This is a genomic window from Caulobacter sp. GW821-FHT05F04 (assembly GCF_059419665.1).
This window is the reverse complement of sequence record NZ_JBWKSF010000006.1, coordinates 172,846-199,022: the sequence shown is the minus strand read 5'-3', so window position 1 is coordinate 199,022 and position 26,177 is coordinate 172,846. Positions and strand designations below refer to the sequence as shown.

Annotated in this window: 20 protein-coding genes; 2 read left to right on the top strand and 18 right to left on the bottom strand. The window is 68.1% G+C overall.

The window, feature by feature from the left end; genetic code table 11:
- Window positions 1–3: 3 nt before the first annotated feature.
- From pstC to AC07R7_RS17015, 4 genes are all read right to left on the bottom strand, one after another.
- Window positions 4–966: a phosphate ABC transporter permease subunit PstC gene (gene pstC / locus AC07R7_RS17030; RefSeq protein WP_494635995.1), complete on the bottom strand. Its 963-nt coding sequence runs from the start codon at window positions 964–966 to the stop codon at window positions 4–6.
- Between the two features lie 68 nt (window positions 967–1,034).
- The gene (gene pstS, locus AC07R7_RS17025; protein WP_494635994.1) at window positions 1,035–2,075 is read right to left on the bottom strand and encodes a phosphate ABC transporter substrate-binding protein PstS; all 1,041 of its coding nucleotides are present in this window, start codon (window positions 2,073–2,075) and stop codon (window positions 1,035–1,037) included.
- Window positions 2,076–2,178: 103 nt separating this feature from the next.
- Window positions 2,179–3,063 carry a LysR family transcriptional regulator gene (locus tag AC07R7_RS17020; RefSeq protein WP_494635993.1) on the bottom strand — a complete coding sequence of 295 codons (885 nt, stop codon included), beginning with the start codon at window positions 3,061–3,063 and terminating at the stop codon, window positions 2,179–2,181.
- Window positions 3,064–3,121: 58 nt separating this feature from the next.
- Entirely contained in the window at window positions 3,122–4,114 is a 993-nt protein-coding gene (locus tag AC07R7_RS17015; protein WP_494635992.1) for a DUF4118 domain-containing protein, read from the bottom strand.
- A 387-nt stretch (window positions 4,115–4,501) separates the two neighbouring features.
- Between AC07R7_RS17015 and AC07R7_RS17010 the strand changes: the two genes are divergently transcribed.
- Window positions 4,502–6,268 (top strand): chloride channel protein, encoded by a 1,767-nt coding sequence (locus AC07R7_RS17010; protein WP_494635991.1) that lies wholly within the window; start codon window positions 4,502–4,504, stop codon window positions 6,266–6,268.
- Between the two features lie 155 nt (window positions 6,269–6,423).
- Here AC07R7_RS17010 and AC07R7_RS17005 read toward each other — a convergent pair whose 3' ends face one another.
- From AC07R7_RS17005 to AC07R7_RS16960, 10 genes are all read right to left on the bottom strand, one after another.
- A complete protein-coding gene (locus AC07R7_RS17005; protein ID WP_494635990.1) occupies window positions 6,424–7,200 on the bottom strand; it encodes an anti-sigma factor family protein in 777 nt (258 codons plus the stop codon).
- Window positions 7,197–7,721, bottom strand: a complete 525-nt coding sequence (locus tag AC07R7_RS17000) for an RNA polymerase sigma factor (RefSeq protein WP_494635989.1) — start codon at window positions 7,719–7,721, stop codon at window positions 7,197–7,199. Before AC07R7_RS17000 ends, AC07R7_RS17005 begins: the two co-directional genes overlap by 4 nt.
- 22 nt (window positions 7,722–7,743) lie before the next feature.
- Window positions 7,744–9,195 (bottom strand): YncE family protein, encoded by a 1,452-nt coding sequence (locus AC07R7_RS16995; RefSeq protein ID WP_494635988.1) that lies wholly within the window; start codon window positions 9,193–9,195, stop codon window positions 7,744–7,746.
- Window position 9,196: 1 nt separating this feature from the next.
- Window positions 9,197–9,622, bottom strand: a complete 426-nt coding sequence (locus AC07R7_RS16990) for a DUF305 domain-containing protein (protein ID WP_494635987.1) — start codon at window positions 9,620–9,622, stop codon at window positions 9,197–9,199.
- A gap of 178 nt (window positions 9,623–9,800) precedes the next feature.
- Entirely contained in the window at window positions 9,801–11,243 is a 1,443-nt protein-coding gene (locus AC07R7_RS16985; protein WP_494635986.1) for a PepSY-associated TM helix domain-containing protein, read from the bottom strand.
- 12 nt (window positions 11,244–11,255) lie between these two features.
- Window positions 11,256–13,574 (bottom strand): TonB-dependent receptor, encoded by a 2,319-nt coding sequence (locus AC07R7_RS16980; RefSeq protein WP_494635985.1) that lies wholly within the window; start codon window positions 13,572–13,574, stop codon window positions 11,256–11,258.
- Window positions 13,575–13,635: 61 nt separating this feature from the next.
- Window positions 13,636–14,034: a DUF2946 family protein gene (locus tag AC07R7_RS16975; RefSeq protein ID WP_494636110.1), complete on the bottom strand. Its 399-nt coding sequence runs from the start codon at window positions 14,032–14,034 to the stop codon at window positions 13,636–13,638.
- A 278-nt stretch (window positions 14,035–14,312) separates the two neighbouring features.
- On the bottom strand, window positions 14,313–15,998 hold the full coding sequence (gene acpA, locus AC07R7_RS16970; protein WP_494635984.1) for an acid phosphatase: 1,686 nt from the start codon (window positions 15,996–15,998) through the stop codon (window positions 14,313–14,315).
- Window positions 15,999–16,129: 131 nt separating this feature from the next.
- Window positions 16,130–18,124, bottom strand: coding sequence for a TonB-dependent receptor (locus tag AC07R7_RS16965; protein WP_494635983.1), 1,995 nt, complete (start codon window positions 18,122–18,124; stop codon window positions 16,130–16,132).
- A gap of 51 nt (window positions 18,125–18,175) precedes the next feature.
- On the bottom strand, window positions 18,176–18,313 hold the full coding sequence (locus tag AC07R7_RS16960; protein WP_494635982.1) for a hypothetical protein: 138 nt from the start codon (window positions 18,311–18,313) through the stop codon (window positions 18,176–18,178).
- Window positions 18,314–18,727: 414 nt separating this feature from the next.
- On the opposite strand from AC07R7_RS16960, the gene AC07R7_RS16955 reads away from it, so the two are divergent.
- Window positions 18,728–19,192 carry a sigma-70 family RNA polymerase sigma factor gene (locus AC07R7_RS16955; protein WP_494635981.1) on the top strand — a complete coding sequence of 155 codons (465 nt, stop codon included), beginning with the start codon at window positions 18,728–18,730 and terminating at the stop codon, window positions 19,190–19,192.
- A 151-nt stretch (window positions 19,193–19,343) separates the two neighbouring features.
- Here the strand turns inward: AC07R7_RS16955 and AC07R7_RS16950 are convergent, their stop codons facing one another.
- Genes AC07R7_RS16950 through AC07R7_RS16935 form a run of 4 tightly spaced genes read right to left on the bottom strand, consistent with a single transcriptional unit; the run spans window position 19,344 to window position 25,909 of the window.
- A complete protein-coding gene (locus AC07R7_RS16950) occupies window positions 19,344–19,649 on the bottom strand; it encodes a DUF2149 domain-containing protein (protein ID WP_492884118.1) in 306 nt (101 codons plus the stop codon).
- Window positions 19,649–20,119: a hypothetical protein gene (locus AC07R7_RS16945; protein ID WP_494635980.1), complete on the bottom strand. Its 471-nt coding sequence runs from the start codon at window positions 20,117–20,119 to the stop codon at window positions 19,649–19,651. The genes AC07R7_RS16950 and AC07R7_RS16945 overlap by 1 nt, the downstream gene beginning before the upstream one ends.
- Window positions 20,106–24,026 (bottom strand): cobaltochelatase subunit CobN, encoded by a 3,921-nt coding sequence (gene cobN, locus AC07R7_RS16940; protein ID WP_494635979.1) that lies wholly within the window; start codon window positions 24,024–24,026, stop codon window positions 20,106–20,108. The genes AC07R7_RS16945 and cobN overlap by 14 nt, the downstream gene beginning before the upstream one ends.
- Window positions 24,026–25,909, bottom strand: a complete 1,884-nt coding sequence (locus AC07R7_RS16935; RefSeq protein ID WP_492884114.1) for a TonB-dependent receptor domain-containing protein — start codon at window positions 25,907–25,909, stop codon at window positions 24,026–24,028. Before AC07R7_RS16935 ends, cobN begins: the two co-directional genes overlap by 1 nt.
- Window positions 25,910–26,177: the final 268 nt, after the last annotated feature.

Genomic DNA, 26,177 nt, shown 5'->3' with positions numbered 1-26,177 from the left:
CCCTCAGTCGTAGCGTTGGCGCAACAGCAGCGCCCGGGCGATGGCCAACACGCCGAAGGTGATGACGAACAAAACCAGGCCGAGCGCCGTCAGGGCCGCGGTGTGCAACTCGCCGGTGGCTTCGGTGAACTCGTTGGCGATGGTCGAGGCCAGGGTCGAGCCGCTGTCGAACAGCGATTGGGGCAGGCCGTGGGCGTTGCCGATGATGAAGGTCACCGCCATGGTCTCGCCCAGGGCGCGACCCAGGCCCAACATAACCACCCCGACCATGCCGCTTCGCACATAGGGAATGGTCACCGACCGGATGACCTCGAACGGCGTGCAGCCGATGCCGTAGGCGCTTTCGCGCACCTGGGCCGGCACGGTCAGGAAGAGCTCGCGAAACACCGCCGCCATATAGGGCAGGATCATCACGCCAAGGATCAGGGAGGCGGTGAAGATGTTGGCCCCGTTGGGCACGCCGTAAAACAGCTTCTCCCAGATCGAACCAGTCGGGACGTTCATCATCAGCGGTAGCTGGACGTGCAGGGCAAACCAAGGCGCCAGCACGAAGAGGCCCCACATGCCGTAGACGATCGACGGGATGCCCGCGAGCAGCTCCACGGCGATGGCGATGGGTTGGGCCAGGCGCTTGGGGCAGAACTCGACGAGGAAGACCGAGACGCCCAGGGCGATCGGCAGAGCGAGCAAGAGGGCCAGGGCCGAGGTGATCACGGTGCCGGCGATCGGTCCGGCCGCGCCGTAGACCTCGGTCACCGGGTTCCAGGTCGTGCTGGTGAAGAAGCCCAGGCCAAACTTGTGAAGGGCCGGCCAGCCGCCGATCACCAGCGACACGATGATGCCGCCCAATGCCGCCAGCAGCAAGGTGGCGGCCGACAGACAGGCGAACTGGAAGATCGGGTCGAACCAGGCGCCCTTGGAGGCGGCTCTGCTCGGCCTTGGCGCGGTCAGGGGGATGTCGGCCATGGGTTTCCGCTAAAGGAAATGGGCGGGAGCGCAGGTCTCCCGCCCGGCAGAAGGTTGAGGTCTGAGGCTTACTTGGAGACGTAGACGGGCTTGCCGTCCGGCCCCTTGACCATCGCGGCCCACTGCTTGCGCATCATGGCCTTCACCGAAGCGGGCATGGGCACGTAGTCGAGCGCGCCGGCCGCGCCGTCGCCGTTCTTGTAGGCCCAGTCGAAGAACTTCAGCACCGACTGGCCTTGAGCCGCGTCGTCCTGCTTCTTGTAGACCAGGATGAAGGTCGCGCCGGTGATCGGCCAGGACTTGGCGCCCGGCTCGTCCAGCAGCAGCAGATAGTTGCCCGGGGCCTTGGCCCAATCGGCGCCGGCGGCGGCGGCGGCGAAGTTGGCCGCGGTCGGAGCCGGGAACTGGCCGGCCTTGTTCTGCACCAGCACGTAGGTGGCCTTGTTCTGCTTGGCGTAGGCGTATTCGACATAGCCGATCGCGCCGATCGTCTGCTTGACGAAGGCCGAGACACCGTCATTGCCCTTGCCGCCCAGGCCGACGGGCCACTGCACCGAGTCGCTGGCGCCGACCTTCGATTGCCAGGCCGGGCTCTTCATCGACAGGTACGAGGTGAAGAGGAACGAGGTGCCCGAACCGTCCGAGCGGTGGACGACGGTGATCGGCAGGGCCGGCAGCTTGACGCCCTTGTTGGCGCCGGCGATGCGCGGATCGTTCCACTTGGTGATCGCGCCCATATAGATGTCGGCCAGGACCGAGCCGGTCAGATGCAGCTGGCCGGGATTGACGCCTGGCAGGTTCACGACCGGCACCACGCCGCCCATCACGGTGGGGAACTGCATCAGGCCCGCGCCATTCAGTTCTTCGGGTTTCAGCGGCTTGTCCGACGCGCCGAAGGCCACGGTCTTGGCCTTGATTTGCTTGATGCCGCCGCCCGATCCGATGGCCTGGTAGTTCAGGCCCGCGCCCGTCTGAGCCTTATAGGTCTCGGCCCACTTGGCGTAGACCGGCGCGGGAAAGGTGGCGCCGGCGCCCGAAATGTCACCGGCTTGAACGGCCGTGCCGGCCAGAAGGGCCACACCCAGGGCGGCCGCGAGCGTCTTCAACATCCGTCATCTCCTCGGGCGCCAGCAGAGGCGCCGCCTCCAGATTGGGACTTAGACGGAAAATATAACAGTCACGCGACGCGAAGTAAGTTCACCTAACGAACAATCATTCGCCGCGCGGCGCGTGGCCTTGGGCCAGGGCCTGGCTGCGGCGCAGTTCCAGGCGTAGCCACATGACGAACCGCTCGGCCGCCTCGGCGGTTTCCGGCGAGGCCTGGACGCGCGCCGTCAGCCACTGTCCGGCCGAGACTTCCAGGCCCAAGGCCGCCAGGCGTCCGGAGGCCAGATAGGATTCGGCGGCGAACACGTTGCTGAGCACGATGCCGCCGCCTTGAACCGCCGCGTCCAGAGCCATGGCCGGATCGTCGAAGAGATGGACGCGCGGGGCCTTGGCGCTCGGCGCCCAGCGCGCCGCCCATAGACCCCAGCTGTCGGGCGCGTCGGCGATCAGCGGTGAGCGGAGCAAGGCCTTCGGCTGGGCCACATCGAGCTTGGCGGCCAAGGCCGGCGCACACAGCGGCAGGTAGGAAAGTTCACACAGAGCGCCCTTGACCGCCTTCGAACTCCAGGCCAGGGCAATGTCCGCGCCCTCCCCGCCTTCGCGGGTTGAGACCTGCACCTCGACGTCGGGCAAGGCCTCGTTGAGCCGAGCGATCTTGGCCGAGAACCACAGCCGCCCCAGGACCGCCGGCATGGCGATCCCCAGAACCGCGCCGGCTTGCGAGCCCAGCACCTCGCGCATGGCCCGGCTCAGCGATTCCTGAGCCTCCGAATAGGTCTGGGCCAGGCGCAGGGCCGCCGAGGACGGCTCCATGGCCCCGCCCTTGCGCTCGAACAGACGCGTGCCGAGATCCAGCTCAAGCCGGCGGATCGACTGACTGACCGCGCTGTGGGTGATCTGTAACTCGCGCGCCGCCGAGGTGAAGCTGCGGTGGCGCGAGGCGGCCTCGACGGCGCGCAGGGCGGTAAAGGGCGGTGGTCTGCCTGACATGGCTTTTGAGTCTAACGCCGGAAGTTGAACTTACAATGGTTCGAACCGAATCCCCCTGCTAGTGCAGGGTCGATAGCGCCTCGCGCAGGCCGTGAGCGCCGCCTTCCAGCGGAAAGGTCAGCTCCGAGACGCGCCCCTCGGCGGCGCTGCGCGAGCTGAAGCGGCCCCGCAGCTGTTCGACCATGGCCTGGATCATGGCCGTGTCCCCGCCAGCCGCCGCGAGCGGGTCGAGCGGGCGTTCGATCTCGGTGATCCGCAGCTTGCCCATGCCGCGATCGCCGCGCAGGCTGATGCGCATGAGGCCCGGATCGTCGGCGGCTAGGCGGACATTGAGACACTCCAGCAGCACCAAGGCCACGGAGGTAGCCTGCTCGGTCGAAAGCCATAGTCCGCCGCGCTCGAACTCGATGCGCACGGGCGGGTGCTCGCGCGCCGACAGGGTGGCGTCGAGCAACTGACGGGCGAAGGCGTCGAAGTCGAGCAGATCGCTAGGTTCGCCAGAGAAACTGCGATGGGTCTTGGAAATCAGCATCGTGCGGGCCGAGGCCTCGGCCAAGGCGCGCGCCACGGCCTTGTCGGGCTCGTCGCGCGCCTGAAGCTGCAAGATCGCCGCGACCAGCTGCAGATGGTTGGTCACCCGCTCGTTCAGCTCGCCAAAAAGGCCGGCGTGGGCCTGAGCCAGTTCCTCGGCCTGGGCCTGGGCGGCCTTGGTCGCCGCCATCGCGCGCGCCATGCCGGTGATGAAATAGATCGCCACCGCCGAGGTCGTGGCGAAGAACAGCAGCGAGGTCAGCGAGTCCAGATCCGCCTTGATCTCGAGCTCGGGCCGGGTGAAGCGCAAATAGCCGATCGCCGCCGACAGAACCGCGGCGATCACGGCGGGCCTGGCGCCCAGCACATAGGCGCTGACCAGGACGACGGGATAAAAGACGGTATAGGCATGATTGGCGCCGAACACGGGATCGAGCGCCCAACGCGCCGTGAAGCCCGCGGCCACCAGGGCCAGGTTCGCCGCGTGGACGCCAAGGCATCCCAACCGGTGTGCTCGCAAGATCCGCCTCCACGGCCTAACGCGACCAAGCTTTAAGACAGAGCCCGGACGGCTTCATGACAGCGCCGAAACGTCATGCGCCAGAAGGCCCCATTGTAAGTCAGACTTGGCACAAAGGGAGCCGCTCCCGTGTTTGGGCGCGTTCGGCCTGCACCCTGATCGACCGCGCCAAGTTCGGCGCCTCGTCGAGGCCAAAGCCCCCTCCGGACTCTTGGGGGCTCCTCGCGCCCTGCCTCCCAGCCTCATTGACGAGGTCTTCCCACACCGTCTACGCAGTGCGTTAGTAGAACTTACGCCGGTTATGAGGCCTGGCAAGCCGCTCACGGATCCCCGTGGGCGCGTCCGGCGCGGCTTGGGTTTGCCGATCCGCCGCTTGTCGAGCCCGTCATGCCCCTGCCACTCCCACTGCCCGCCCCCTCCGCGACCCGCTGGCTGGGCTGGCTGCGTCGACGCACCCGCTCCAGCGAACTGTGGCTGATCGCGGTGGCGGTCCTGATCGGCGCGGCGGCGGGGGCGCTGGCGGTGTTGCAAGCCAAGCTCGCCCACGGCCTGCAAGGGCTGCTGTTCGGCATCAATCTGGATGAGCGACTGAGCGCCCAGAGCGCCATCGCGCCCTGGCGTGTGCTGTCGATTCCGCTGGGCGGGCTGGTGCTTGGCCTGCTGACCTGGGCTTGGCTGACCTATCGACCGCGACCGGCGGTCGACCCGGTCGAGGCCAACGCGCTCCACGGTGGTCGCCTGTCGCTGAAGGACAGCGCCTTTATCTGTGTCCAGACCCTGATCTCCAACGGCTTTGGCGCCTCGGTGGGACTGGAGGCGGCCTATGCCCAGGCCGGAGCAGCCGTCGCCTCGTTCGCGGGCCAGAAGCTCAACCTGCGCCGCGCCGACATGCGCACCCTGGTGGGGACCGGCGCGGGCGCGGCCATCGCCGCGGCGTTCGGCGCCCCCCTCACCGGCGCCTTCTACGCGTTCGAGATCGTCATCGGGGCCTATACCGTCGCCAACCTGGCGCCGGTCGCCGCCGCGGCCCTGGCCGCGGCGCTGGTGGCGGGCCGTATGGGCGCTATTCCCTATCTGCTGCGAACCACGACGCCGGCGATTCAGTCCTGGCTCGACTATGGCCTTTACGCGCTCTTGGGTCTGGTCTGCGCGGCGTTCGGCATAGGCCTGATGCGTCTGGTGGCCCTGGCCGAGCGTGGCGTGGCGCGCAGCGGCCTGCCGCGGGGGTGGCGCCCCGCCGCGGGGGGCGTGGCGCTGGCGGGCCTGGCGATGATCACGCCCCAGATCCTATCGTCCGGACACGGAGCATTGCATCTGGACCTGATCTCGGACCTTGGCCTCAAGACGCTGTTGATGCTCGTGGTCCTCAAGGCCCTGGCCTCGGTGCTGTCCTTGAGCTTTGGCTTTCGGGGCGGCCTCTTCTTCGCTTCGCTCTTCCTGGGCGCTCTGATCGGACAGATCTTTTCGGCCCTGTCCGTACTGGCCCCGTGGTTGCCCGGCTTGGATCCGACCGTGGCGGCCCTGGTGGGCATGGCGGCCTTGGCGGTGGCCGTGGTCGGCGGCCCCTTGACCATGTCGTTCCTCGTCCTGGAGGCGACACGCGACTTTTCGGTCACGGCCGCGGCTCTGGTGGCCTCGCTGATCGCCAGCACCATCGTGCGCGAAACCTTCGGCTATTCCTTCTCGACCTGGCGGCTGCACCTGCGCGGCGAGACCATCCGCAGCGCCCATGACGTCAGCTGGCTGCGGCCGCTGACGGCGGGCCGGATGATGCGCAAGGACGTGCAGACCACGTCGTCGGCGACGACCTTGGCGGAGTTTCGCCGTCGCTTTCCACTCGGCTCGACGCGGCGGGTGGTGATGGTCGACGAGGCCGAACACTACGCCGGGATGATCGTCACCGCCCTGGCCTATGCCGACCCTGGCGGCGACGAGCGACCGGTCTCGGTGCTGGCGGTCAATCCAGACGCGGCCCTGACGCCGGACCAGTCGATCAAGGACGTGATGCGCGCGTTCGACAGCACCGAGGCCGACGAGTTGGCCGTGGTCGACGCCGAGCGGCGGGTGATCGGCCTGGTGTCGGAGGCCCACGCCACGCGGCGCTATGCCGAGGAGCTTGAAAAGGTTCGGCGGGACCTGACCGGCGAGACCTAGTCCTCGCCGGCGCGCGCGATCAAGAGGTCCCGACCAGGATCAGCGGCGCCGACGGCGTCATCCATGCAAGGTAGACGCAAGGCGCCCGGTAGGCCGCGTCGGCGGATGTCGGGTCCTTGCGCTTCCAGGCAGACCGGACGGCAAGCCGCCAATGATCAGATCACCGCCTCCGCCTGCCTACGCACTTCGTTGGCGAGGGGATGGAGTGACTTTGGCGCGGTCGGCGCGACGAGGCTGTAGCCGACGCCGTCGGTCGCCCAGGAAACGCCGCCCAGGCCGCCATCGCTCCGCTCCGACATGGCGGTGTTCTTCTGCACCTTCATCGGTCGGACCATCACCGCCAACCGCTCACCGGCGCCGTCCTCGTAGAGGAACATGGCGGCTGGACCATGCGGCGTCGTCACCAGGCGACCACCGATGAACCGGTAACCAGCCGACTGCAAATCGGGGACCTCGACCGGGCTATGCAGGCGGCTCGAAACCCAGCGAACCAGGTCGGCCTTTTGCGCTGACCCCATCTCGACAGGGCGATGAACGTCGGACGCGTAGACGCGATAATTGTCGGCCGCCTCGCGCGCCAGCGCGCCAACGCCATTGACCGGGGGCGCGAACACCGCGCGCGCCGCCCATCCGCCCACGCCGCCTAGACAGAGCAGCATCGCGGCCGCCACGGCGGGGCGCCAGATCATCAAGCGCACGCGTCGAGCTTCGGCCAGGGCGCGAACGCCCAGTTCCGGCGGGATCGGCTCCTCGACGATCGGCGCAAGCGCGATCCGAAGAGCGTCGCGCTGGGCGATGTAGCCCTCGATCCGACGCGCCGTCTCGGGGTGAAGGCGCAAATAGTCCGCGACCTCCGCCCGGCGGCCATCGTCCAAGACCCGATCGACATAGGCCTGCAGGTCATCTTCGCTGATCGGACGAGGCGCGCTCATTTGATCCTCCGCAGGTGTGCGCGTTGGGTGGTGATAACAGGGGCGGCGATGCGTCGGGCCAGGCGTTCGCGCGCCCTGGAGAGCCGGGACATCACCGTGCCGATCGGAACACCCAACACCGCGGCGGTTTGGGCATAGGTCAGTTGTTCGACGCCGACCAGCAGGAGCACCGCACGATCATCAGGCGACAGGTCCGCAAGGGCGCGTATCAGATCGGCATGATCCATTCCGTCGGATTGGTTCGCGGGCTGGGACAGGGCCGCGTCCGTGGCGTCGTCGATCGCCATATGCCGCCCTTGCCGCTGGATTCGCCGCCAGCGGCTGATCGCCAGATTATGCAGGATCGAAAACAGCCAGCTTCGCGTATCGCTATGCCCGCGTCGTTGTCCCCAGCGACGGATGGCGCGTTCGAGGCAGTCCTGGACAAGATCATCGGCCTCCGACGTGTCGCGCACCAGAGAGCGCGCATAGCGTCGCAGGCTGGGGATCGACGGCTCGATCAGAGCGATCATGTTGTCCATGGTGACGCCCTCGCCCAAAGCCTCACGGGGCCTGGACTTGCACCGGCGCGCCGGGCGCGCCCGGCCCGCCAGCCGCGATCACAAGGTAGCGCCGCTGGTCGGGTTGGCTAGCCTGGACCAACTGCCGGATGGGGCCGATGGCGTTGACGATCGCCGAGCCGGCCGGATTGGTCATGAAGTTGGCCAGCGGCTGCAGCGCACCGCCCCCGTCCGCCTGGTCCGACAGGGCCAGCACATAGGGGGACTTGGGCGCTAGGCCCGTAACCGAGGCCTGCACGACCTGGATCAGGCCCTGGTCGAACAGGCTGACGCTGGTCGGCGCGGAACCCGCAGGGCCGCCGACGGCCGCCAGGGTCAGGTGGGCGGCTTGTCCGGCGGCGCCCAGCGGCTGCAGGTTCTGAACGCCAGGCCCCTCGGGCACGGCGTTCGGGACATAGGTCAGCGCCTGGGGGGCCTGGCCGATCGGGACGTTGGCGATCACCTTGTTGTCGACGGTGTCGATCACCGCCAGTTCATCGGCGTTCTCAAGACCCACATAGACGCGCGTTCCGTCGCCCGACGGCCAGATCCCGTGCGGCAGCTTGCCGACAGGGATGGTGGCGATCCTACTGAAGTCGTCGGTGCGGAAGACCTGAACCTGGTTGAGGCCGCCGATCGTCACATAGGCGAACTGCCCTTTGGCGTTGCGGACGAAATTGACGTGGTTGGTGATCGGGCCGGTGTCGATGACGTTCAGGATGTTGAACGGCGGCCGGGCGTTGAAGGCCACAACCTTGCCCACGTCCTTGAGGGTGAACCATACCTGCTGGCCGTCCGGCGAGGCGGCGATGTTGGGGCAGAACGGGCTGGGCTGGACCACCTTGCCGACGACCTGATGGTCGGCCACACGGATCACGGCGGTCTCGGGATTGAACGATGAACAGACATAGCCGTACTGGCCGTCGGGCGAAAAGATCGTCATGCCCGGCCCCGCCGCGGTGACGATGCGGCTCTTCTCCTCGAAGGTCGTCCCGTCGAGAACCGCGACATAGTTCTCGCCGCGGACCGTCACCCACACTTCTTTGCCGTCGGGCGTGAAGAACGCCTCGTGCGGGGCGCGGCCGACATAGGTGGTGTGCTTGACCGCGTTGGTGGCGGTGTCGATGAAGGTCACCGCGTTGGAGCCGATCGACACCACCGCCAACGTCCTATGGTCGGGCGAGAAGCCCATGCCGTGCACCAGCACCTGGCCCCTGTAGAGTGGACTGAAATTGCCCGGCGACGGATCGCCCAGTCGGATCACGCCCAAGAGCTTGTTGTCGACCGGATCGGTGACCGACACGGTGTTGGAGAACTGCTCGGCGGCGTAGACGCGGTCGCGGTGGCTGATGGCGATGTCGGCGGCGCCGGCCTTGCCGGGGGCCTGGCCGGCGAAGGCGGCGGCGCAAAGGGCGCTGGCGGCCAGGATGGACAGCCCGAAGAGTGAGGTCTTCATCCTAGTGATCCCGGGCGGGAGCGGCGTGGGCATGAGGCGTGGCGGGCGGCGGCCCGGTCGGCGCGGCGACGGCCGGCGGCAGCGGATCGCCCAGCGCCAATCGCATGGCGGCGATCTCCTGCTGTTGCTCGACGATGATCTCCTGGGCCACGCGGCGCAGTTGCTCGTTCTTGCCGTAGCGCAGCTCGGCGACCGCCATGTCGATGCCGCCTTGGTGGTGGGGGATCATCATCTCGACGAAGTCGCGGTCCACGTCGCCGGTCGGCTTGATGTCCATGGCGGCCATCATCCTGCTCATGGCCGCGTCATTCTCCGACATGAAGCTTTCGGCCAGGGTGCTTGCCGCCAGCGGCGCGGCCCAGCCCAGGCTCGCCGCGACGAGGATCGGCGTCCAGAGGGGGTTCGAAGAGCTTGGGACGCGAGGCAAGGGTGATCTCCAGTTCGGCGTTCGATGGCGCGCATTGAACGTGAGACGCCGCCCCAGCGCGTTTTATTCCATCGGATCGGAGAAAAATTTCGGGCCGTGCCCGAGGGTCGGGCTCCGCGCCAAGCTCCCGTTCGGCGCGACCATCAAGCCAAGGCCGGCGTCCGTTGGAGATGAACGTTCATGTCCCTCCCCCCGCTGAACGCAGACCCAGCCAATGGCGCACGCCGGGGATGCGCCGCAGCGCCAGGCGCTCGATCAGAGCGATGGCGATCATCGAGATCCCCAGCACCGGCAGCAGAACGCCGAACACGACGATCAGCACGCCGACGCCCGCGGCGATGCGGCCTTCCGGCAAGGCCGGCGGCGCGCCCAACTGACCATCCGGCCGCCGACGCCACCAGATGACCAGGCCGCTGATGCTGAGGGTGATCAGGCCCAGAGCCGCCAGAACGCCCAGCAGCTGGTTCACCCAGCCAAACAGCTGGCCTTCATGGGCGGCGATGCCGTAGCCGATCACCTTGTCGATCGGATGTCGGCTGGAGAACGTCTCGGTACGGACAACCTGGGCCGTGTCGGGATCGAGCGTCAGGGTCACGCGCTGGGGCCGGTTGGGCGTATCCGACCGCGCGGTCCAGTCGGGCGAGGCGTTGCGGCCCTTCCTGCCGGACGGCGGCGCGATCAGCACGGGCGGCGGCAGGTCCATGGCCCGCACCGTCGCGGCCATGCGGTCGAGGGCGGGCGTCGCGTCCACGGACATCGCCGACATGTCCATGCCGCCCATGTCCATCCCAGCCATATCCATGCCGGCCATGTGTCCGGCATGTTCGGACCCGGCGGCGGCGTCGATCGCCTTGCGTTCGGCCTTCTCGCCGGCGCGGCCATTGGACCAGTCCTGCTTGGCCACCGCCGTGCCAGTCAGCTTGCGGACCTCCTTGAGGCTGTCGCCCCAGACCTTGGCCCAAGGCAGGCCGGTCAGCAGCAGGAACAATACCAAACTGGAGATCCACACGCCGGTCACCGCGTGGATGTCGCGCCAGAACAGCTTTGAGCCGCGCCCCAGGCGCGGATAGAGCACTCCGCCCAGGCCCTGGGCCTGCCGCGGCCACCATAGATAGAGGCCGGTGACCACCATGACGATGGCCCAGCAGGCGGCCAGCTCGACCAGGATCGAGCCGTTGTCGCCCATCAGCAGCTCGCCATGGATGGTCTTGTCGATGTCCATCAGGCGATCGCTCTCGTTGATCACCTTCAGCACCTGCAACGTCTCAGGGTGAACATAGACAAGGATGTTCTCGCCCTTCCGGCCCACCACCACGCGGGCGGCGTCGTCGGCCTCGCGCCGCACCTCGTAGGTGCGCAGACGCGAACCGGGCACGGCCTTGAGGGCGGCGTCGACCTGGGCCTGGGCGCTGACGGGCTTGCCCGTCAGCGTCAGGTGGTCATAGGGCCGATCCAGCCAGGCCTCGACCTGGGGCTTGAACAGATAGATCGAGCCGGTGATCGCCAGGACGACGATGAACGGCGCGCAGAAAAGCCCGGCATAGAAGTGCCAGCGCCAGATCGCGCGGTAGTCGAAGATCGTCCGTCGGGCCTTGGCCAGGGCCGGGCTGGAAGCGGTCATGGGATCAGGCTCCTACCACTTGGTCTTGATGTCGACGACGAAGGTCCGCTGCGGCAGCGGGTGCGAGACGTAGGCCTGGTCGTTGAACAGGTTGTCGATCCCGACGCTGAGCTGGGCCTTCTTGGTGACGTCCCACGACACCCGCGTATCGACCGTGAAGTACTCGGTCTGGAAGCCGTAGGCGTCGCCGCGCGACAGGCCGAACAGGTCGGAGTTCGGTCGCGAGGCGTAACGCCAGCCCAGCGAGGCCTTGAGGTGGTCACTGATGCGATAGCGGACATTGCCGCTGGAGCGCCAATCGGGGATGCGCGGGAACTTCACCCCCTCGGCGGCGGTGTTGGCGCTGTTCTTGATCGTCTTGGCGTCGATCCGCGTGACATTGGCGTCGATGTCCAGGCCCGGGATCAGGACGTCACTGGCCTCGAGGATCAGCTCCAGACCGTACTGCCGGACCTTGTCGACGTTTTTGTACGAGGTGATGACCGTGCCGTACTGGTTCAGGCCGCTGAAGCTGAAGATGGCGTCGTCGATATCTTGATAGAACAGGCTGGTCGTGGAGCGGACCTTCCCGAACGTCCGGCGCAGGATGACGCTGGCGTCCTTGGACTTCTCGGACTTCAGGTTGGGGTCATAGCTGGTCGGGTCGATCTGGCGGGTGATGTCGTCGAACCGGCCCTGGAAGAGCTCGCCGACGGTCGGAAAGCGCTTGGCGGTCCCCAGACTGACCTGCAGCTCGAAGTCGCCGGGAATCTGGCCTTGCAGCGAGAGCTTCGGGCTGACCGAGGTCTCGTCGCGTTCCGGATAGGCGCTGTCGACGCGCGCGCCGCCCACCCGCTTGCCGATGCCGCCGTCAAAGGCGCGCCAGCTGTCGAAGCGCAGGCCGCCGGTCAGGACGAAGTTGCCGTCCAGGTCATAGGCGTCCTCGGCCCAGACGCCCCACAGGCTGGTCTTGCCATAGGTCGAGGTTGAATAGACCGGCGCGGTCGCCGTGCGCCAGTTGGTGGTGGCGTAGGTGTCGGTCCCGGCCTCGTAGAGGTTGGCGTTCAGGCCAAAGCCGACCTCGTGCTTTCCGAACACGCGATCGAAGGTCGCATCGCCCGTCCACCAGCCGGGTTTGGTCTGACGGCTTTGCGTGCCGGCGCCGTTGGACGCGCCCGTGGCATAGTCGTTGGAGGTGCGCGCGTCCTGGTCGGGGATCCAGTAGCGCGACAGGTTGAACGACGCCTTCCAGCCGGCCAGCGGACCGGCCAGCTTCAGGCCGGCGAGATATTCGGTGCGGTCGGTCTCGGAGAACGTCAGGCCCGTGGCGTTCCAGGTCTTGCCGCCGTAGCTGACCTTGCCTTGGTAGACCGACTTGCCCGACGCATCGACCAGCCAGCTGCGCGGATTGGTCAGGTCCTGGTTGGTCTTCCAGGCAAAGGCCAAGGCCTGGATGTCCCAGCCGTTGGCCGCCGCGTAGCCGACCCGCAGGCGCAGTTGGTCCTGGATCACATGCACCGGCGAGGCCGCACCAAACACGGGCGTGGCCAGACGCCTGTCGTCATACGCGCCGGTCACCGCCGTGCCCGCGCCGGTCGTCGCCGACAGCAGGTTGTAGGTCATCGACTGGCCGGTGTTCTCGAAATGCCGGAAGCCGCCACGCACGCTCCACGGACCGTCGTCCTGCTTGTAGGAGATCCCGCCCTCGGCGCTATAGCCCTTGAAGGTCTGATCAAAGCCGTACTCCTTGAACGGCATGATCATGGCCTGGGCGTTGGCGTAGACCTCGCGGCCGGGCTCGGGCTCGCGGGTGGTCACCGAGATCACCCCGCCCATCGAGTTGCCGCCGTAGCGGGCCGAATAGGGTCCGTAGACGATGTCGAACTGGCGCACCTCGGCCGGCCCGACAACGTTCCACTTGGGCGGATAGTCGTAGCGATTGCCCAGGAAGTTGGAGACCACGAAACCGTCGACCAGCACGATGGTGCGGGCGCTCTGGACGGTGTTGGTCCCCCGCAGGGCGACCACGGCGTTGTCGTCGCCGGCGAAGCGTTTGCGCACGAAGAAATCGGGCGCGTACTTCATCAGGTCTTCGACATTGACCGCGTTGATCGCCTCGAACTCGGTCTGGCCCAGGGACACGGCCAGGCCGCGCGGCACGACGGTAACCGGCTTGTCGCCGCGCCCGACGACCAGGACCGGATCGACTTCCGAGGGCGTGGTGTCGGCGGGATCGGCCGCTACGGCGACGCGGTCGTCGGCCAGGGCGAGAGCGGGCAGGACGGCGGGACTGACCGCGAGCGCGGCCAGCAGGGCGCGCGCCGAAACGGCGCGGCAATGCAGGGAGGACATGAAAATTCCAATCGTCGAACGTCAAGGGGCCGGCGCGCGAGGCGGCCGGCGGCGATGGGCGTCAGGCGATGGCGGGTGGTCCGGTCTTGAACGGCGGCGGAGCGGCCAGGCCCAGGCCGGGGCGCTGATGGGCGAGCGGCAGATCGATCCGCGAGCGGGTGACGAAGGTTTCGGCGGGGGCCAGGGTCAGGCTGGGAACCGGCAGCGGCGTGACGGCGCCGGCGAAGACGCAACCATGGTCGGGATTGGCCTTGCCGTCAGCCGGCTTGGGGGCGCCTTGATCGTCCTGGACGACACCGCTGGCGTCGACCGCGACGGTCTTGGCGCCCTGGGCCGTACAGATGACGATCGCGGGCAGACCGCCCTGCCCCGGGGTCGGCGCGACCATGTAGCCCGCCGGGATCAGGACCCGCACGGCGATCGCGCAGACGGTCAGCAGCGCGCCCAGGCGCGCCTGCATCCGAGTCAAACGTGACCACCCCAGTCCCATGGGCGCTCGCCTACGCGCAACCGCGCCGCCTGTCCAGCCGCGACCATGAAGGTGGCCGCGGACATTGGGCAGGCCACGCGCGCATAGAGACGCGCTTCTGGGCGATTTCGGATCGCAGGGATCCGAGGGCCGAGGCGCGGCCCCCGCGGCGGTTCGCGGTCGAGGCCGGGCGGCCGGGCGTGCAACTGGCCCAGGGACTCGCGGCGGCCACCCCGGCGCGACCGGTCAGGCTTCCGGACCCAGGACGCTCATAGAGCCAGGGTCGCGGTCAGGTCGCCCGGCGCGACACCGCCCGCCGCCAACATGGCCTGGTCGCGCGCGACGACGCCCGGCAGCGGCTCCAGGCCAAAGCGGCGATTGAGGAACCGCTGGATCGAACCGGTGTCATAGAGGGTGTGGTCCACGTGGCCCTTGCGGGCGTGCGGGGAGACGATCAGCGCGGGAATCCGGGTGCCCGGTCCCCAGCGATCGCCCTTGGGGGGCGCCACGTGGTCCCACCAGCCGCCGTTCTCGTCGAAGGTGACGATGACCAGCATCTTGTCCCATTGCGGCCCGCTCTTGAGGGCGTCGATGGCCCGGGCGATATGGCGGTCGCCCGCGTCCACGTCCGAATAGCCGGCGTGCATGTTGAGGTCGCCCTGCGGCTTGTAAAAGCTCACCGCCGGCAAGCGCCCGGCCGCGGCGTCGGCCAGGAACCGGTTGGTGCGGGGGCTGTCGCCCAGGCCGGCGTCCAGCAGCCGCTTGGCGCGCTCGGCCGTCCCCGGCGCGAAACTCTTGAAATAGTTCAGCGGCTGGTGGTGAGCCTGGAAGTTCGGCTTGGCCGGAAACAACACCTCTTCATCCCGGCCGCCGGCCAGGGCCTCGCCCCAGGCGCCGGCGTACCAGGCCCAGTCGACGCCTCTGGCGCTCAGGCGGTCGCCGATCGTGGCGTGGACCTGCGGCACGAGGGTCATCGGCTGGGACGGATCGGCCAGCCGGGGGTCGGTCTTGTCCTGGCTCCAGCTGGGCGCATAGGGCGGGGCCATGGTGTTGACCGCCCAGAAGTCGGGGGTCAGCGCGCTGGGGGCGAACCTGGGCCGCCCGTCCAAGGCGCTGGCCGGCGAATCCGCCAAGGCCTTTAGCCGCGCGCCCTTGGGATCGTCGCCCTCGACCTGGGCGATCACCGCGCCGGCCGGGCTGGTCTCGGCGTCCGGATAGAACGGGGGCTGGGCGGCCACCAGATATTGGTGGTTCAGGAACGAGCCGCCGAACGCGCCCATGAAGAAGTTGTCGCAGAGCGTATATTGCTCGGCCAGTCGCCACAGGCGCAGGTTCACCGCCGCGTCGCCATAGTGGCCCATGACCATGGCGCCGCTGTCGCCCCAGGCGACGAACTGGTCGTTCCGTCCGCCGTTGATCTGCATCTGGTTCTGGTAGAAGGCGTGGACCAGATCACGGGTGACCACCCCGTGCGGCAAGGGATCGCCGTCCTGGGTCTTCAGGGCGAACGGCGCGTTGGCCAGCGGCGGCAGGTCCGCCTCGGCGATGTGGTAGCGGGCGTGCTCGACGACCTGCTCGTGCGGGACCAGGCCGCCCCAGATCGGCGGCAAGCGATCCAGCACCCGGCCATCGCGGTCGCGCTGCAGCGCCCGTTCCGGCGGCAAGCTCTTCAACGGTTCCCGCAGGCCCGGGAAGTCGGCGAACAGGTTGTTGAAGCTGCGGTTCTCCGCATAGATCACCACGACGGTGTCGATGGCCTTGGCCAGACGCCGATCGATCTCGCGCGCCGACAGGCGCCCGAGGCCGAAGGCCGCGGCGTTGGCCTCCTCCGCGCCAAGAGCCGCGCCCGCGACGCCAGCCAGGGCCACCGCCCCGAACAAGCGGCGACGGGACGGGTCGGCGGGCTTGGACGCCGCGTCGCCCGAGCGGTCCGGATCGCCGGGTTTTTGGGTCATGGAAGTCTCCTGGCGTGCGGGATCGGAGTGACGGGCCGCTCGGCGAGGACGCTATCGAGAACCATGCGGCCCGAAAAGTCGAAGACGGCGTCACGAGCCGGCAAACTGGCCGACCCGCGACGCCTGGCTCGTCAGAACTTGGCGCTCAGCACCAGACGGATGTCGCGACCCGGCATCACGACCTCACCCTTGTTGAGCGCGGTGGCGTTGCGGATGGTCTCGTCGGCCAGGTTGTGACCCACCAGCGTCAGCGCGATCCCCGGCTTGGCCTTGAAAGGCTTCCAGCGCACCTGGGCGTCCACCGAGGTGTAGCCGTCGGTCGCCAGATCGGCGACGCCGACATGATCCTGCTTCGCGACCGCCAGGATCAGGAAGGAGGCGTCGACCGCGCCGTTGTCCCACTCCAGACCGCCGCCGAAACGGCCAGGCTGGATGCGGGGCACGTTGCCGGCGCCGCCGCTGAACTTGGCCCGAACATAGTCGCCCAGGACCTGGCCCGACAGCTTGCCGCCGCCCACCGAAGCCAGAGGGAAGAAGGCCTTGGCCTCGACGCCCCAGAACTTGGCGTCCTGCTGGCCGTAGTTGAGCTCCTTCAGTTCGCCGGCGCCGCCGACTTCGCAAACGCCGTCCTCGTCGCACATCCGACCGGTCAGACCGCCAAAGATGTAGTTGTCGAACCGCGCGCCCCAGACCGAGGCCTCGATCCGGCCTTCGTTGCCGATCTTGTAGCGCGCCGTCGCCTCCAGCGAGTTGGCGCGCTCGATCTTCAGGTTCGGATCGCCGGTCTCGAACGTCAGCGGACCATCGTGCGGGCCGATGGCGAAGAGCTCGGTCTGGGCCGGCGCGCGCGCGGCCGAGGCGGCGGTCAGACCAAGCCGCAGGGCGTCGGAAGCCTGATAGGTGAAGCCGGCCGAGACGCTGACCGGCGTGTATTTCTTACGGGTCTCGACGCCGGAGGCTGGCGTGCCGTCGATTCGGACATGCTCAACGCGCGCCGCGCCCTGGAACTGCAGCGGACCAATCGGGGCCTCGACAAAGGCGAAGCCAGCGGTGCTGACGGTGTGGGTCGGCTTAAGATAGTCGGCGCCTTCGCCCAGGGCGCTGAACTTTCGATCCTGGAACTGGACGCCCAGGGCGGAAGCCGACAGGAAGCCGGTCTGGCCGAACAGGGCCTCCGCGCGACCGTCCCATTCCTTGTTGTTGAACGTCGACAGCGCCTGGTTGGTCGCCGGGTCGATCTCGCTGTGGGTGTAGTCGGCATAGCCGGCGTCGACATTGAGGCGCTGCAGCACGCCGTCGCCGAACTTGAACGAACCGCCGAACGCGCCCTTGTCCTGCTTCATGTTGATGAAGGTGTCTTCGGCGGGGATGCCGTAGCGGGCCTTGTAGTGCGTACCGCTGGCGCCGACGCGGCTGTCGTCGCCGAAGAAATAGGACGCGCCGCCCGAATAGCCGTTGCCGTGGAACCACGAGTTGGATTGCTGGCCCTCGGGCGTGTCGTAGTCGCTGGAACGACGACCGAAACCGTCGAAGTGCACGGCGAACGGACCTTGCCCCGCATCGACGCTGAGCGTGCCCTCGCCGGTCTTGGCGCTGGAGCCGTAGGCGGCCGTGGCTTCGCCGCCGATCCCGTCGATGGGCTTCATCGGGATGCGGTTGTTGATGACGTTGACGACGCCGCCGATCGCCTGGCTGCCATAGCGCAGGGTGGCCGCGCCACGCACCACTTCGATATCCTGGGCGGCCAGCGGGTCGATCGGCACGCCATGGTCGGGACCGACGTCCGAGACGTCCGAGCTGGACAAGCCGTTTTCAGCCAGCTTGACGCGCTGGGCGTCCATGCCGCGGATCACCGGGCGACTGGCGCCGGCGGCGAAGCCCGTGCCGGCCACGCCGGGGACGTTGCGCAGGGCGTCGGCCAGGCTGGCGCCGCCATTGGCCAGCACCTGATCGCGGCTGACCTGCTCGACGATCGTCGCGAACCGGTCCGGGTCACCGCTAAGCGGCGAGGCGGTGATCACCACCTCCGACACCGAATGACCAAGGTCCTGGGCCTCGGCGACCGCGCCCCACGCCAGCAGGACTCCGGCGCTGGACGCCGTCAACAACATCGAACGCAGCCGCATGTGGCTTCTCCAAAAAAAGCGAACCACCGCCCAGTATGTTATAGCATAACATTAGCCAAGCGAGATCGTGAGCACGGCGCGAAGATCGGGTGAGTGATGCATTTGGATCACGAAACTGACGCGCACCGCCTCATCGATCAGACGATCGCGGGTCGTCACGGCGCCGCTGCCGACGAGAGGATTCTTCATCTCACCCTCTCGTGCGGCGCGCGTTAACCGCCGCTCCGGCCTAGGCGCCCGCGCGGTCAGAACCAGCAGCGCCAGCAGCTGACCTTCGAGCGGAGCCGCAGCGGCGGGCGACGGGCGCGGCGGGCGACGCCAGGGTCCTGCACGAAGTCGCAACATGGCTTCCACGGTTGCTCAACCGGGCTCGGGCATAGGCGCAACGCGATCAGAAAGGCGTGGCTTTAGGAGCTTGGATCTTCATGGACCGCAGTCATCGCGTCATCGCCCCGGCCCTCATGCTGGGGCCTCAATGCTGACGTCTCGCGGTCAAGCGGCCGCGGCATCGGTCCAGGCGATTAGGCGCCAAGTCCAGTGAACGCTCCCCCTTCATCGGCGGGCTCCCCACTCATCGCCACCTATTTCGCGCGACGTGAAGACATGCGTCGCTTCTTCTCCGTCCGGACCGGCGGCGGCGGAGACGTCGAGGACCTGATGCAGGACCTCTACCTCAAGGTCCGGCGGGCAGACGGCGGGGCCATCGAGAATCCGTCGGCCTATCTCTATCGCTTGGCGTCGAACCTGCTCCTGGATCGTTTGCGGGCCCAGCGCCGGTCCGGCGCGCGAGACGCGGCTTGGCGAGACGCAAATCATGCGAGCTTCGGCGCCATGGACATTGCCGACGCGGCGGACGCCGAGGCCGCTGCCTGTGCTCGCCTGCGTCTGGAACGGCTCATCCAGGCCCTTGGGGCTTTGCCGCCAATGACACGGCAAGTGTTCTGGCTGCACAAATTGGAAGGCCTCACGCACCCCGAAACGGCGAAACGGCTTCAAATCTCGAAGAGCGCTGTCGAAAAGCATGTCAGCTTGGCGCTCAAACACCTGCTGTTGAAAGTCGGTCGATAGTGTGTGGTCGAGCCGCGAGCGCCGTCCAGGCTCTCGGCCATAACCGCGGGGATGCGCGCGGCCAAGCCGATGATCAGGCGCAATTGGTCGCGCGCGTCGCTGCCATCATCCCATGGCTTCGACAACCGTCCACACGACTTAAGGCCTCAGCTCACTCCGGCACGTACACCATCTTGCCGTCTGGCAGGCGGTAGGTGATCCCGGCCTTGACGCCCTGTCCCTCGCCGATCGCGCCACGGGCCTCGTATCGCGTCATCTCCTTCCCATCCTTGACGATCATGCTCATGTCCTTCTGGCCGGGGTTCTTCACCACCACCACCTTGTCGGCGTTGAAGGGATTGAGCGGATTACGGACGATCAGGATCATCAGGATCGCGATCACCACGACGAACAGGTCGATCAGATTGACCACCGACAGGATCGGATCGTCGGCCTCGTCGTCCTCCAGGAACCGCATCAGACCGCGCCCCGCTCGAGCGCGCGCAGGTCTTCAAGCAACCAGCGCCGACGGATGGTGAGCACGAAGTGAGTGATGCTGGCGGCGATCAGGGCGAGAACCACGCCGGAGAACGCCACGACCAGGTTCTTGCCGATGGCGCCGCCGTCGCCCTCGCCCAGGGCCAGCAACGCCGGCCCCATGGGGATCATGGTCGCGACGAGGCCCAGGAGCGGAGCGCTGCGCGAGGTCACCCGCAACCATTCCAGCTTCTTCATGATCCAAAGCTCCAGATCGTCGCTGCCAGCGCCCGTCTTGGCCTGATAGGCCGCCAGGCCGGAGCGGTGGACGCCGGCCCGGCGCTGGGCGGCTTCGATCAGAAAGCCGCCCAGCGCCACGAAAGCGTAGGCCAGGGCCAGCAGGATCAGCGCCAGCGCCGGCGGCAGGAACAGTCGGGCCAGGTCGAACAGACCCGCCTCAAGACTTTGCATACGAGGACTCCTCGGAGATACGAGCATTGGAAAGAAGCTGCCGCGCCGCTCCGGCGACGAGCAGGGCGATCAAGGCCAGCAGGCCCAGCATGGCGTGCGACGGCTTAGGCGCGTTGGCCGGCGGCGGAACCACCTTTTCCAGCAGGCGCCCCTTGACCTTCGGCGCCGGCGGCGGAGCCGGCGAGATCCGGGCGGGCGCCGACGGAGCGGCGGCTTTAGCCGGGGACGCCGTCGCGCCGCGCGACAGACCAAAGCCGCCAAGCGCCGCCTCCAGCACCGCCGTCGTCGGCTTGGCCCCGCGCTGGGCGCCCTTGCGCGCCGTCAGCTCGCGCCAGCGCTCGGCCATTTCATGCAGAGTGCGTTCGTCCGGACGCCAGTAGCCCTTGCGGACCGCCTCGGTCATCCGCTCGATCATCTGGGCCTGGGCGGTAGGATTGCTGGCCTCGAACCAGGCGTTCAAGCCCAGCTTGCGGCGATCCATGACGAAGGTCTCATGCATGGCCTGCCACTGCTCGGGCCGCACCATGGAAGGATCGGCGACCTGCCAGCCGAACAGGTTGTTGGTCACGTCCAGCACCTCCAGCGTGCCGGCATAGCCCTCGGCCTTCATGGCCCTGATCCATTCGGGATTGAGGTAGCGGCCGCGCAACTCGTCGGCCAGCACGGAGGCCGCGTCGCGGATCCTCGGCTCGGCGCCGCGCGCGTCGGTGATGAACAGCGTCGGGCTCTTGCCGTCCAGGCGGCGCACGGCCATCGACAGGCCGCCGAGATATTCGAACGGGTGATCGGTCGAGAGGACCCCGTTCAGGTTCGAGGACCGCGACAGCACGGCGGCCTGCACGCCGCGAAGCTGGGCCGCGAACAGGTTCTTCTCGGCCGGCTTCTCGCCCCAGGCGTCGTCGGCATAGGCGTACTGCAGCCGATCGAGGAACCGGTCGGCCAGTTCATCATCCTTGTTCCAGGTCGTCGAAGCCAGGGTCGCCTCGGGCACGCCGCTGCCATAATCGCCCGGCGCGTTGCTGAAGATCCGCGCCGCGGCCAGGCGGCGGGCGCGCTCGGGCGCCATGCCGGCGGCGATCAGCTCCGCCTCGATCCGCTGGCTGTTGGCGGCCACGACATTGCCCGGCTCATCAAGGGCCGCCAGCCGCTTCACGCCGCCCCCGACCAGACGCATTAAGCCGTCGAACTGGTCGCGGTAGACGCTGGTGGCCTGCAGCACCGCATCGACGCGTGGCCGCCCCAGCTCCTGGGCGGGGATAATCTCAAGCCCGGTCACCCGCCCGCCCTGATCCCAAATCGGGCGAAGGCCCATGGCGTAGAGCGCCTGGCTCTCGACGATCCCGAGGGTGCGGATCGCCTCGCCCGACCACAGGGAGAAGGCCAGCTTCTCCGGCGGCGCGCCGTGCTGCCGACGATAGGCGTCGTAGAGCTGGTCGAAGGCGCGCATGCCCGCGGCGTAGGCCGCCTTGGTCGGCAGCTTGTCGGGCTCGAAAGCGAAGAGGTTGCGGCCGCTGGGAACTTCGGGATTGCGGACAGGATCGCCGCCCGATCCGGGGCGCACGAAGCCGCCGGAGAGACCGGCCAGCAGGGCCTCGACCTCGCCGGTCTGGGCTAGGTTACGGTCGAGCTCGGCGGCGCGCTCCAGCATCGCCGAGAGCTCCGGATCGGCGATGTCCGCCAGCGGTTCGGCGCTTTTCAGCCGGCGCAGCGTCAGAACATAGGCCGGCGAGGTCTTCAGCGCCCCGAAGTCCTCGGCGAACACCTCCTTGGGGTCGAGACCGAGGCGCCTGTAGTAGGGTTCGCCCAGCTGCTGCATGACCGTGGCCGCGCGCAGTTCGACCTCGGCGGCCTCGCCGAACGTGTGCAGGCCGAGCGGGGTCGCCGTCGCCGCCAGGGCGTGCAGGTGGTCGTGCAGCGCCAGCAGGAAGACCGGGAACTCCGCGCCAAGCCGCGCGTCGCTCCAGCCCATGTCGCCGGCGAGGCCGCTGGACCGCGCCAAGGCCTGGATCTGCCCGGCGGTGCGATCGCGCACCGGCCCGACGTCCAGTTGATCGTACTCGTGGATCAGGGCGTGCAGGTCGCGCAGCTCGTCATAGAGGCCGGCCGGCGCGAACGGCGGGGTCTGGTGGCTGATCGTCACCGCCCTCCCCCGGCGCTTGGCCTGGATGGCCTCGGAGATGTTGTCCTGGATGTAGGGGTAGAAGACCGGCAGATCGCCGACCGTCAGAAATGGAAAGTCCTCGACCGAAAGCCCACGGTCCTTACCCGGCGTCCACTCCTGTGTGCCATGGGTCCCGAAGTGAATCAGCACGTCGGTCGCCAAGGTCTGGCGCGCCATCAGATAGGTCGCCAGATAGAGATGCCCCGGCGCGACCTTGGTGTCGTGATAGGACTCGCCCACCCGGTCGGCGCGCGGCGGCTGCGGCAGGATGGTTAACTTGCCCAGCGTCAAGCGCGGGATCACGAAGACGCGCCGCCCGCCGACCGTGCGCACGGCCCAATGACGTTCGGGCGCGCCCCAGCGAGAGACCACCGCCTGCTTCACGGCGGCGGACTGGCGATCAAGCCAGGCCGTGTAGTCGGCCAGCGGCGCGGTCGTCGCCAGACCACGCGCGAGCAGACCATCGAGGGCCTCGGGCCGGTAATAGCCGCCCAGCATGGCCTGAGCGTCTTCGATCAGGATCTTTTCCTGGGTCGGCGGAACGTCGTAGCCGGCGGCGGCGAGCCGCTGGGTCAAGACCGCCAGGCTGCGGGGCACGTTGAGGTTCGACGCGCCGATGTTCTTCTCGCCGCCCGGGTGGTTCCAGAACATCAGGGTCAGGCGCTTGTCGGCGTTGGCCTTTGTCCTGAGCAAGGCCAGGCGCCGAGCCTTGCCGACCATCGCCGCGACCTGTTCCGGGATGGGCGTCAGCTCGCCCTTCTCAACGGCGGCCACCACCATCGGGTCGCTGACGCCCCAGCTTTCGGGCGTGGCCAGGAGCACGGCGGCCATCTGCGGCGAGATGCCGGTGGGCGAGGCCCGCCAGGCGGCGATGTCGCCCTCGCGGTAGGTGAAGCCGGCCATCACCGGCACGCCCAGGGCCTCGAACTCGGCCTTGCGCGCCGCGCCGTTCTGCAGGTGCTGCAGATTTATCAGCACATCAACCTTGCCGGCCTTGGCGATCTTGCCGATCGCCTCCGGATCGCTCGCCTCGAACCAGAAGACGATGGGCGCGAGGCCATCCTTCTCGGCCGCGCGGACGAAGGCGTCCAGAAGACCGGTCTCGCCGCTGGCCAGGGCGCCGCCATAGGTGATCACGCCCAGGCGCGGCGCGCCCCGGCGCCAACGCCCCTCACCCCACGCCAGATAGTCCTCGACCTTGGCGAACGGCGCCGCGGCGTCGGGGTGATAGACGCCCGCCTTGGGCAGGATCTGGGCCGGCGGGAGACTGGCGATGTCCCCGCCCACCCGCCAGGTCCGGTAGGCGGCGAAGAACAGCCCGAGATTGGCCTGCCCCCCGTTGCCGTAATAGCTGACCAGGCGCCGGCCCAGCTCCGGCGAAAGCCCGCCGCCATAGGCCGGCGGACCGCCGCCGACGCGCAGCCAGGGGGTCTTGCTGGCCTCCAGCGCCTTTCCGGCCTTGGCCATCACGGCGGCCAGGTCATTGCCGCGCGGGGTGTCGAGAACAAGCAGGTCGGCGCCCTCGCCCCAGGCGGCGGGATCGCGCTTGTCGGTCTCGACATAGAGGCTCTCGACCGAAAGCCCCTGCTCCTTGGCCCAGCGGTCCAGGCGCGCGATCTTGCCGGGCAGGACAAAGTCAGTGGTGACGACCCTGATGACGGGCGCGGCCGGAACCTGCGCGTTCGTCGCGCCGACCGCGATGAACAGCAGCCAGAGAAAACCGAGGAACGAGACCGCGCGCTGCATCAGAAGCTCAGGTTGAAGCCCAGGTGGTAGAGACGGCCGGGCTCGGCATAGGTGTAGCCGCTCGATTTCTCGGCCAGGCGCTGGTCGGTGATGTTCTCCACACCGATCCGAAGGGCGACGTTCGGGGTCAGCCGCTTCTGGGCCTCGAAGAACCACAGGCTGTAGTCGGGCAGCACGCCGGTGCTCACCAGCTGGCGGCCGACATATTCGGCGCGAAGCTGAGCCGAAAAATCCTCGCGCGGCGCCCATTCCAGACGCGCGTTGAGGCTATTGCGCGGGCGCTCGGTCAGCTCGGCGCCGGTCGCGCGGTTCTCGGTGTCCAAGTGCGTGTAGTTGGCCGACAGCTTGAAGGCCGCCGGCAGCTGGGCGCTGGCGCCGGCCTCGACACCCTTGATCCGGGCGCGCGAGACGTTGCCGTAGAGACGCACCTCACGACCCCGGATGCCGCAGAAGGCGGTGCACTGCGTCTCGACCAGGTTCTTCAGATCGTTCTGGAAGACCGCCGCGCGGACCGACCAGGGACCGGCGTCATAGTCGACGCTGGCCTCGTAGGTCGTGCCGATCTCGGGCTTGAGGTTGGGGTTGCCGTAGACGGTGAACCGCCCGCCGGCCGCCACCACGTCGTATTCGGGCGACAGCTGGGTGAGGCTCGGCGCCTTGAAGCCCCGGCCGACGCCGCCCTTCAAGGTCAGCTTCGACGTGGCGTGAAACACGGTGTAGAGGCGCGGGCTGGTCTGCCAGTCATAGGCCTCGTGGTGATCGAAGCGAGCTCCGCCCACGATCGACCAGCGCTCGGTCACGCTCCACTCATCCTGGATGAAGGCGCCGCCCTGGTCGGCGCTGGCCCGTCCGGAAGCGTTGACCTCGGGATTGCGCAGGCTCTGGCGACGCAGGTCGCCGCCCAGGCTGACGCGGTGGTCGCCGAGCGGAACGCTGACATGACCGTCGAGGACTCGCTCGACAATCCGCACCGGCGAGCTTGGCGTCTGCTTCTTGGTCCGAATGTTGACCCGCTTGAGCTCGCTGCGATAGGCGCGAAGGCTGGTGTCGCCCCACGACCATTTGCCGGTGTGCGACAGGGCCAGTTGCTCGCGATCGATGTCGTCGGAAAAGCGGTAGTCGGTGATCGGCGCGGCGGTCGTGACGGTGTCGCGATAGCGGACGTCGTGACCGGCCGAATAGGTCAGGTCGATCCGCTGAGCCGCGTCCGGCGTCCAGCTCAGGGTGGCCGAGCCGTTGACCGAACGGCGGCCTTCCAACTCGGCCTGGCGCGGGTCCGAAGCCATGAAGGTCGGGTTGCGGCCGGTGGCGTCGGCGTAAACGCTGAGGCCTAGCTTGTCCTTGACCAGCGGGCCGCCGACATAGCCGCCGAACTGGTAGGCCTTGCCCTCGCCGCCCTCCGGCGAGGAGCCGTTGATCGTGGCCGAACCGCGCCAGTCGTCTGTCGCGCTGCGGGTGATGACATTGACAACGCCGCCCAGCGCGTCCGCGCCGTACAGCGACGACATGGGGCCACGGACAATCTCGATACGCTCGATCGCCTCGACCGGCGTCCAGGCCAAGTCGTAGTCGCCGTGGGCGACGAGACCGCCCACCGCGCTCAGACGGCGACCGTCGACCAGCATCAGGGTGTGCTCGACGGGCATGCCGCGCAGGCTGATCCCCCGCCGGGTCATGCCGATGCCGCCCACATTGACGCCCGGCTGGCCGCGCAGGGCGTCGGCCAGATCCTGCACCGGCCGGGCCTCCAGATCCTGCCGGGTGACGACGGAGATGGTGGCCGGCGCGTCGGCCAGCTTCTGTTCGCCCGCCGTCGGGGTGACGACGACCTGAGACACCGTCGTGGCGTCATTCGCCCGAGCCGCACCCACGAATAGGGTCATGCCGGATGTGGCCAACAGCGCGATCCGTCGCGTCGGCCGCCAATTGAAGATCAAGATACGCCCCCAGAAAGCGGTGTTTCACCCTGGGTGATTTGAAACGTTATAACATAGCACTTAGTCAAGCTGGAATTTCAGATGAGCGGCCCGGATGACCGCCGCGCGCGATAGACGGCCGCGCTGGCGACGGCCGCTGCTTCATCGCCGCGCGGTGACTTCCCCTTGCCGACAGGCTGGAACCGAGGCGTTCGTCGACACCTGGATCTCCCGC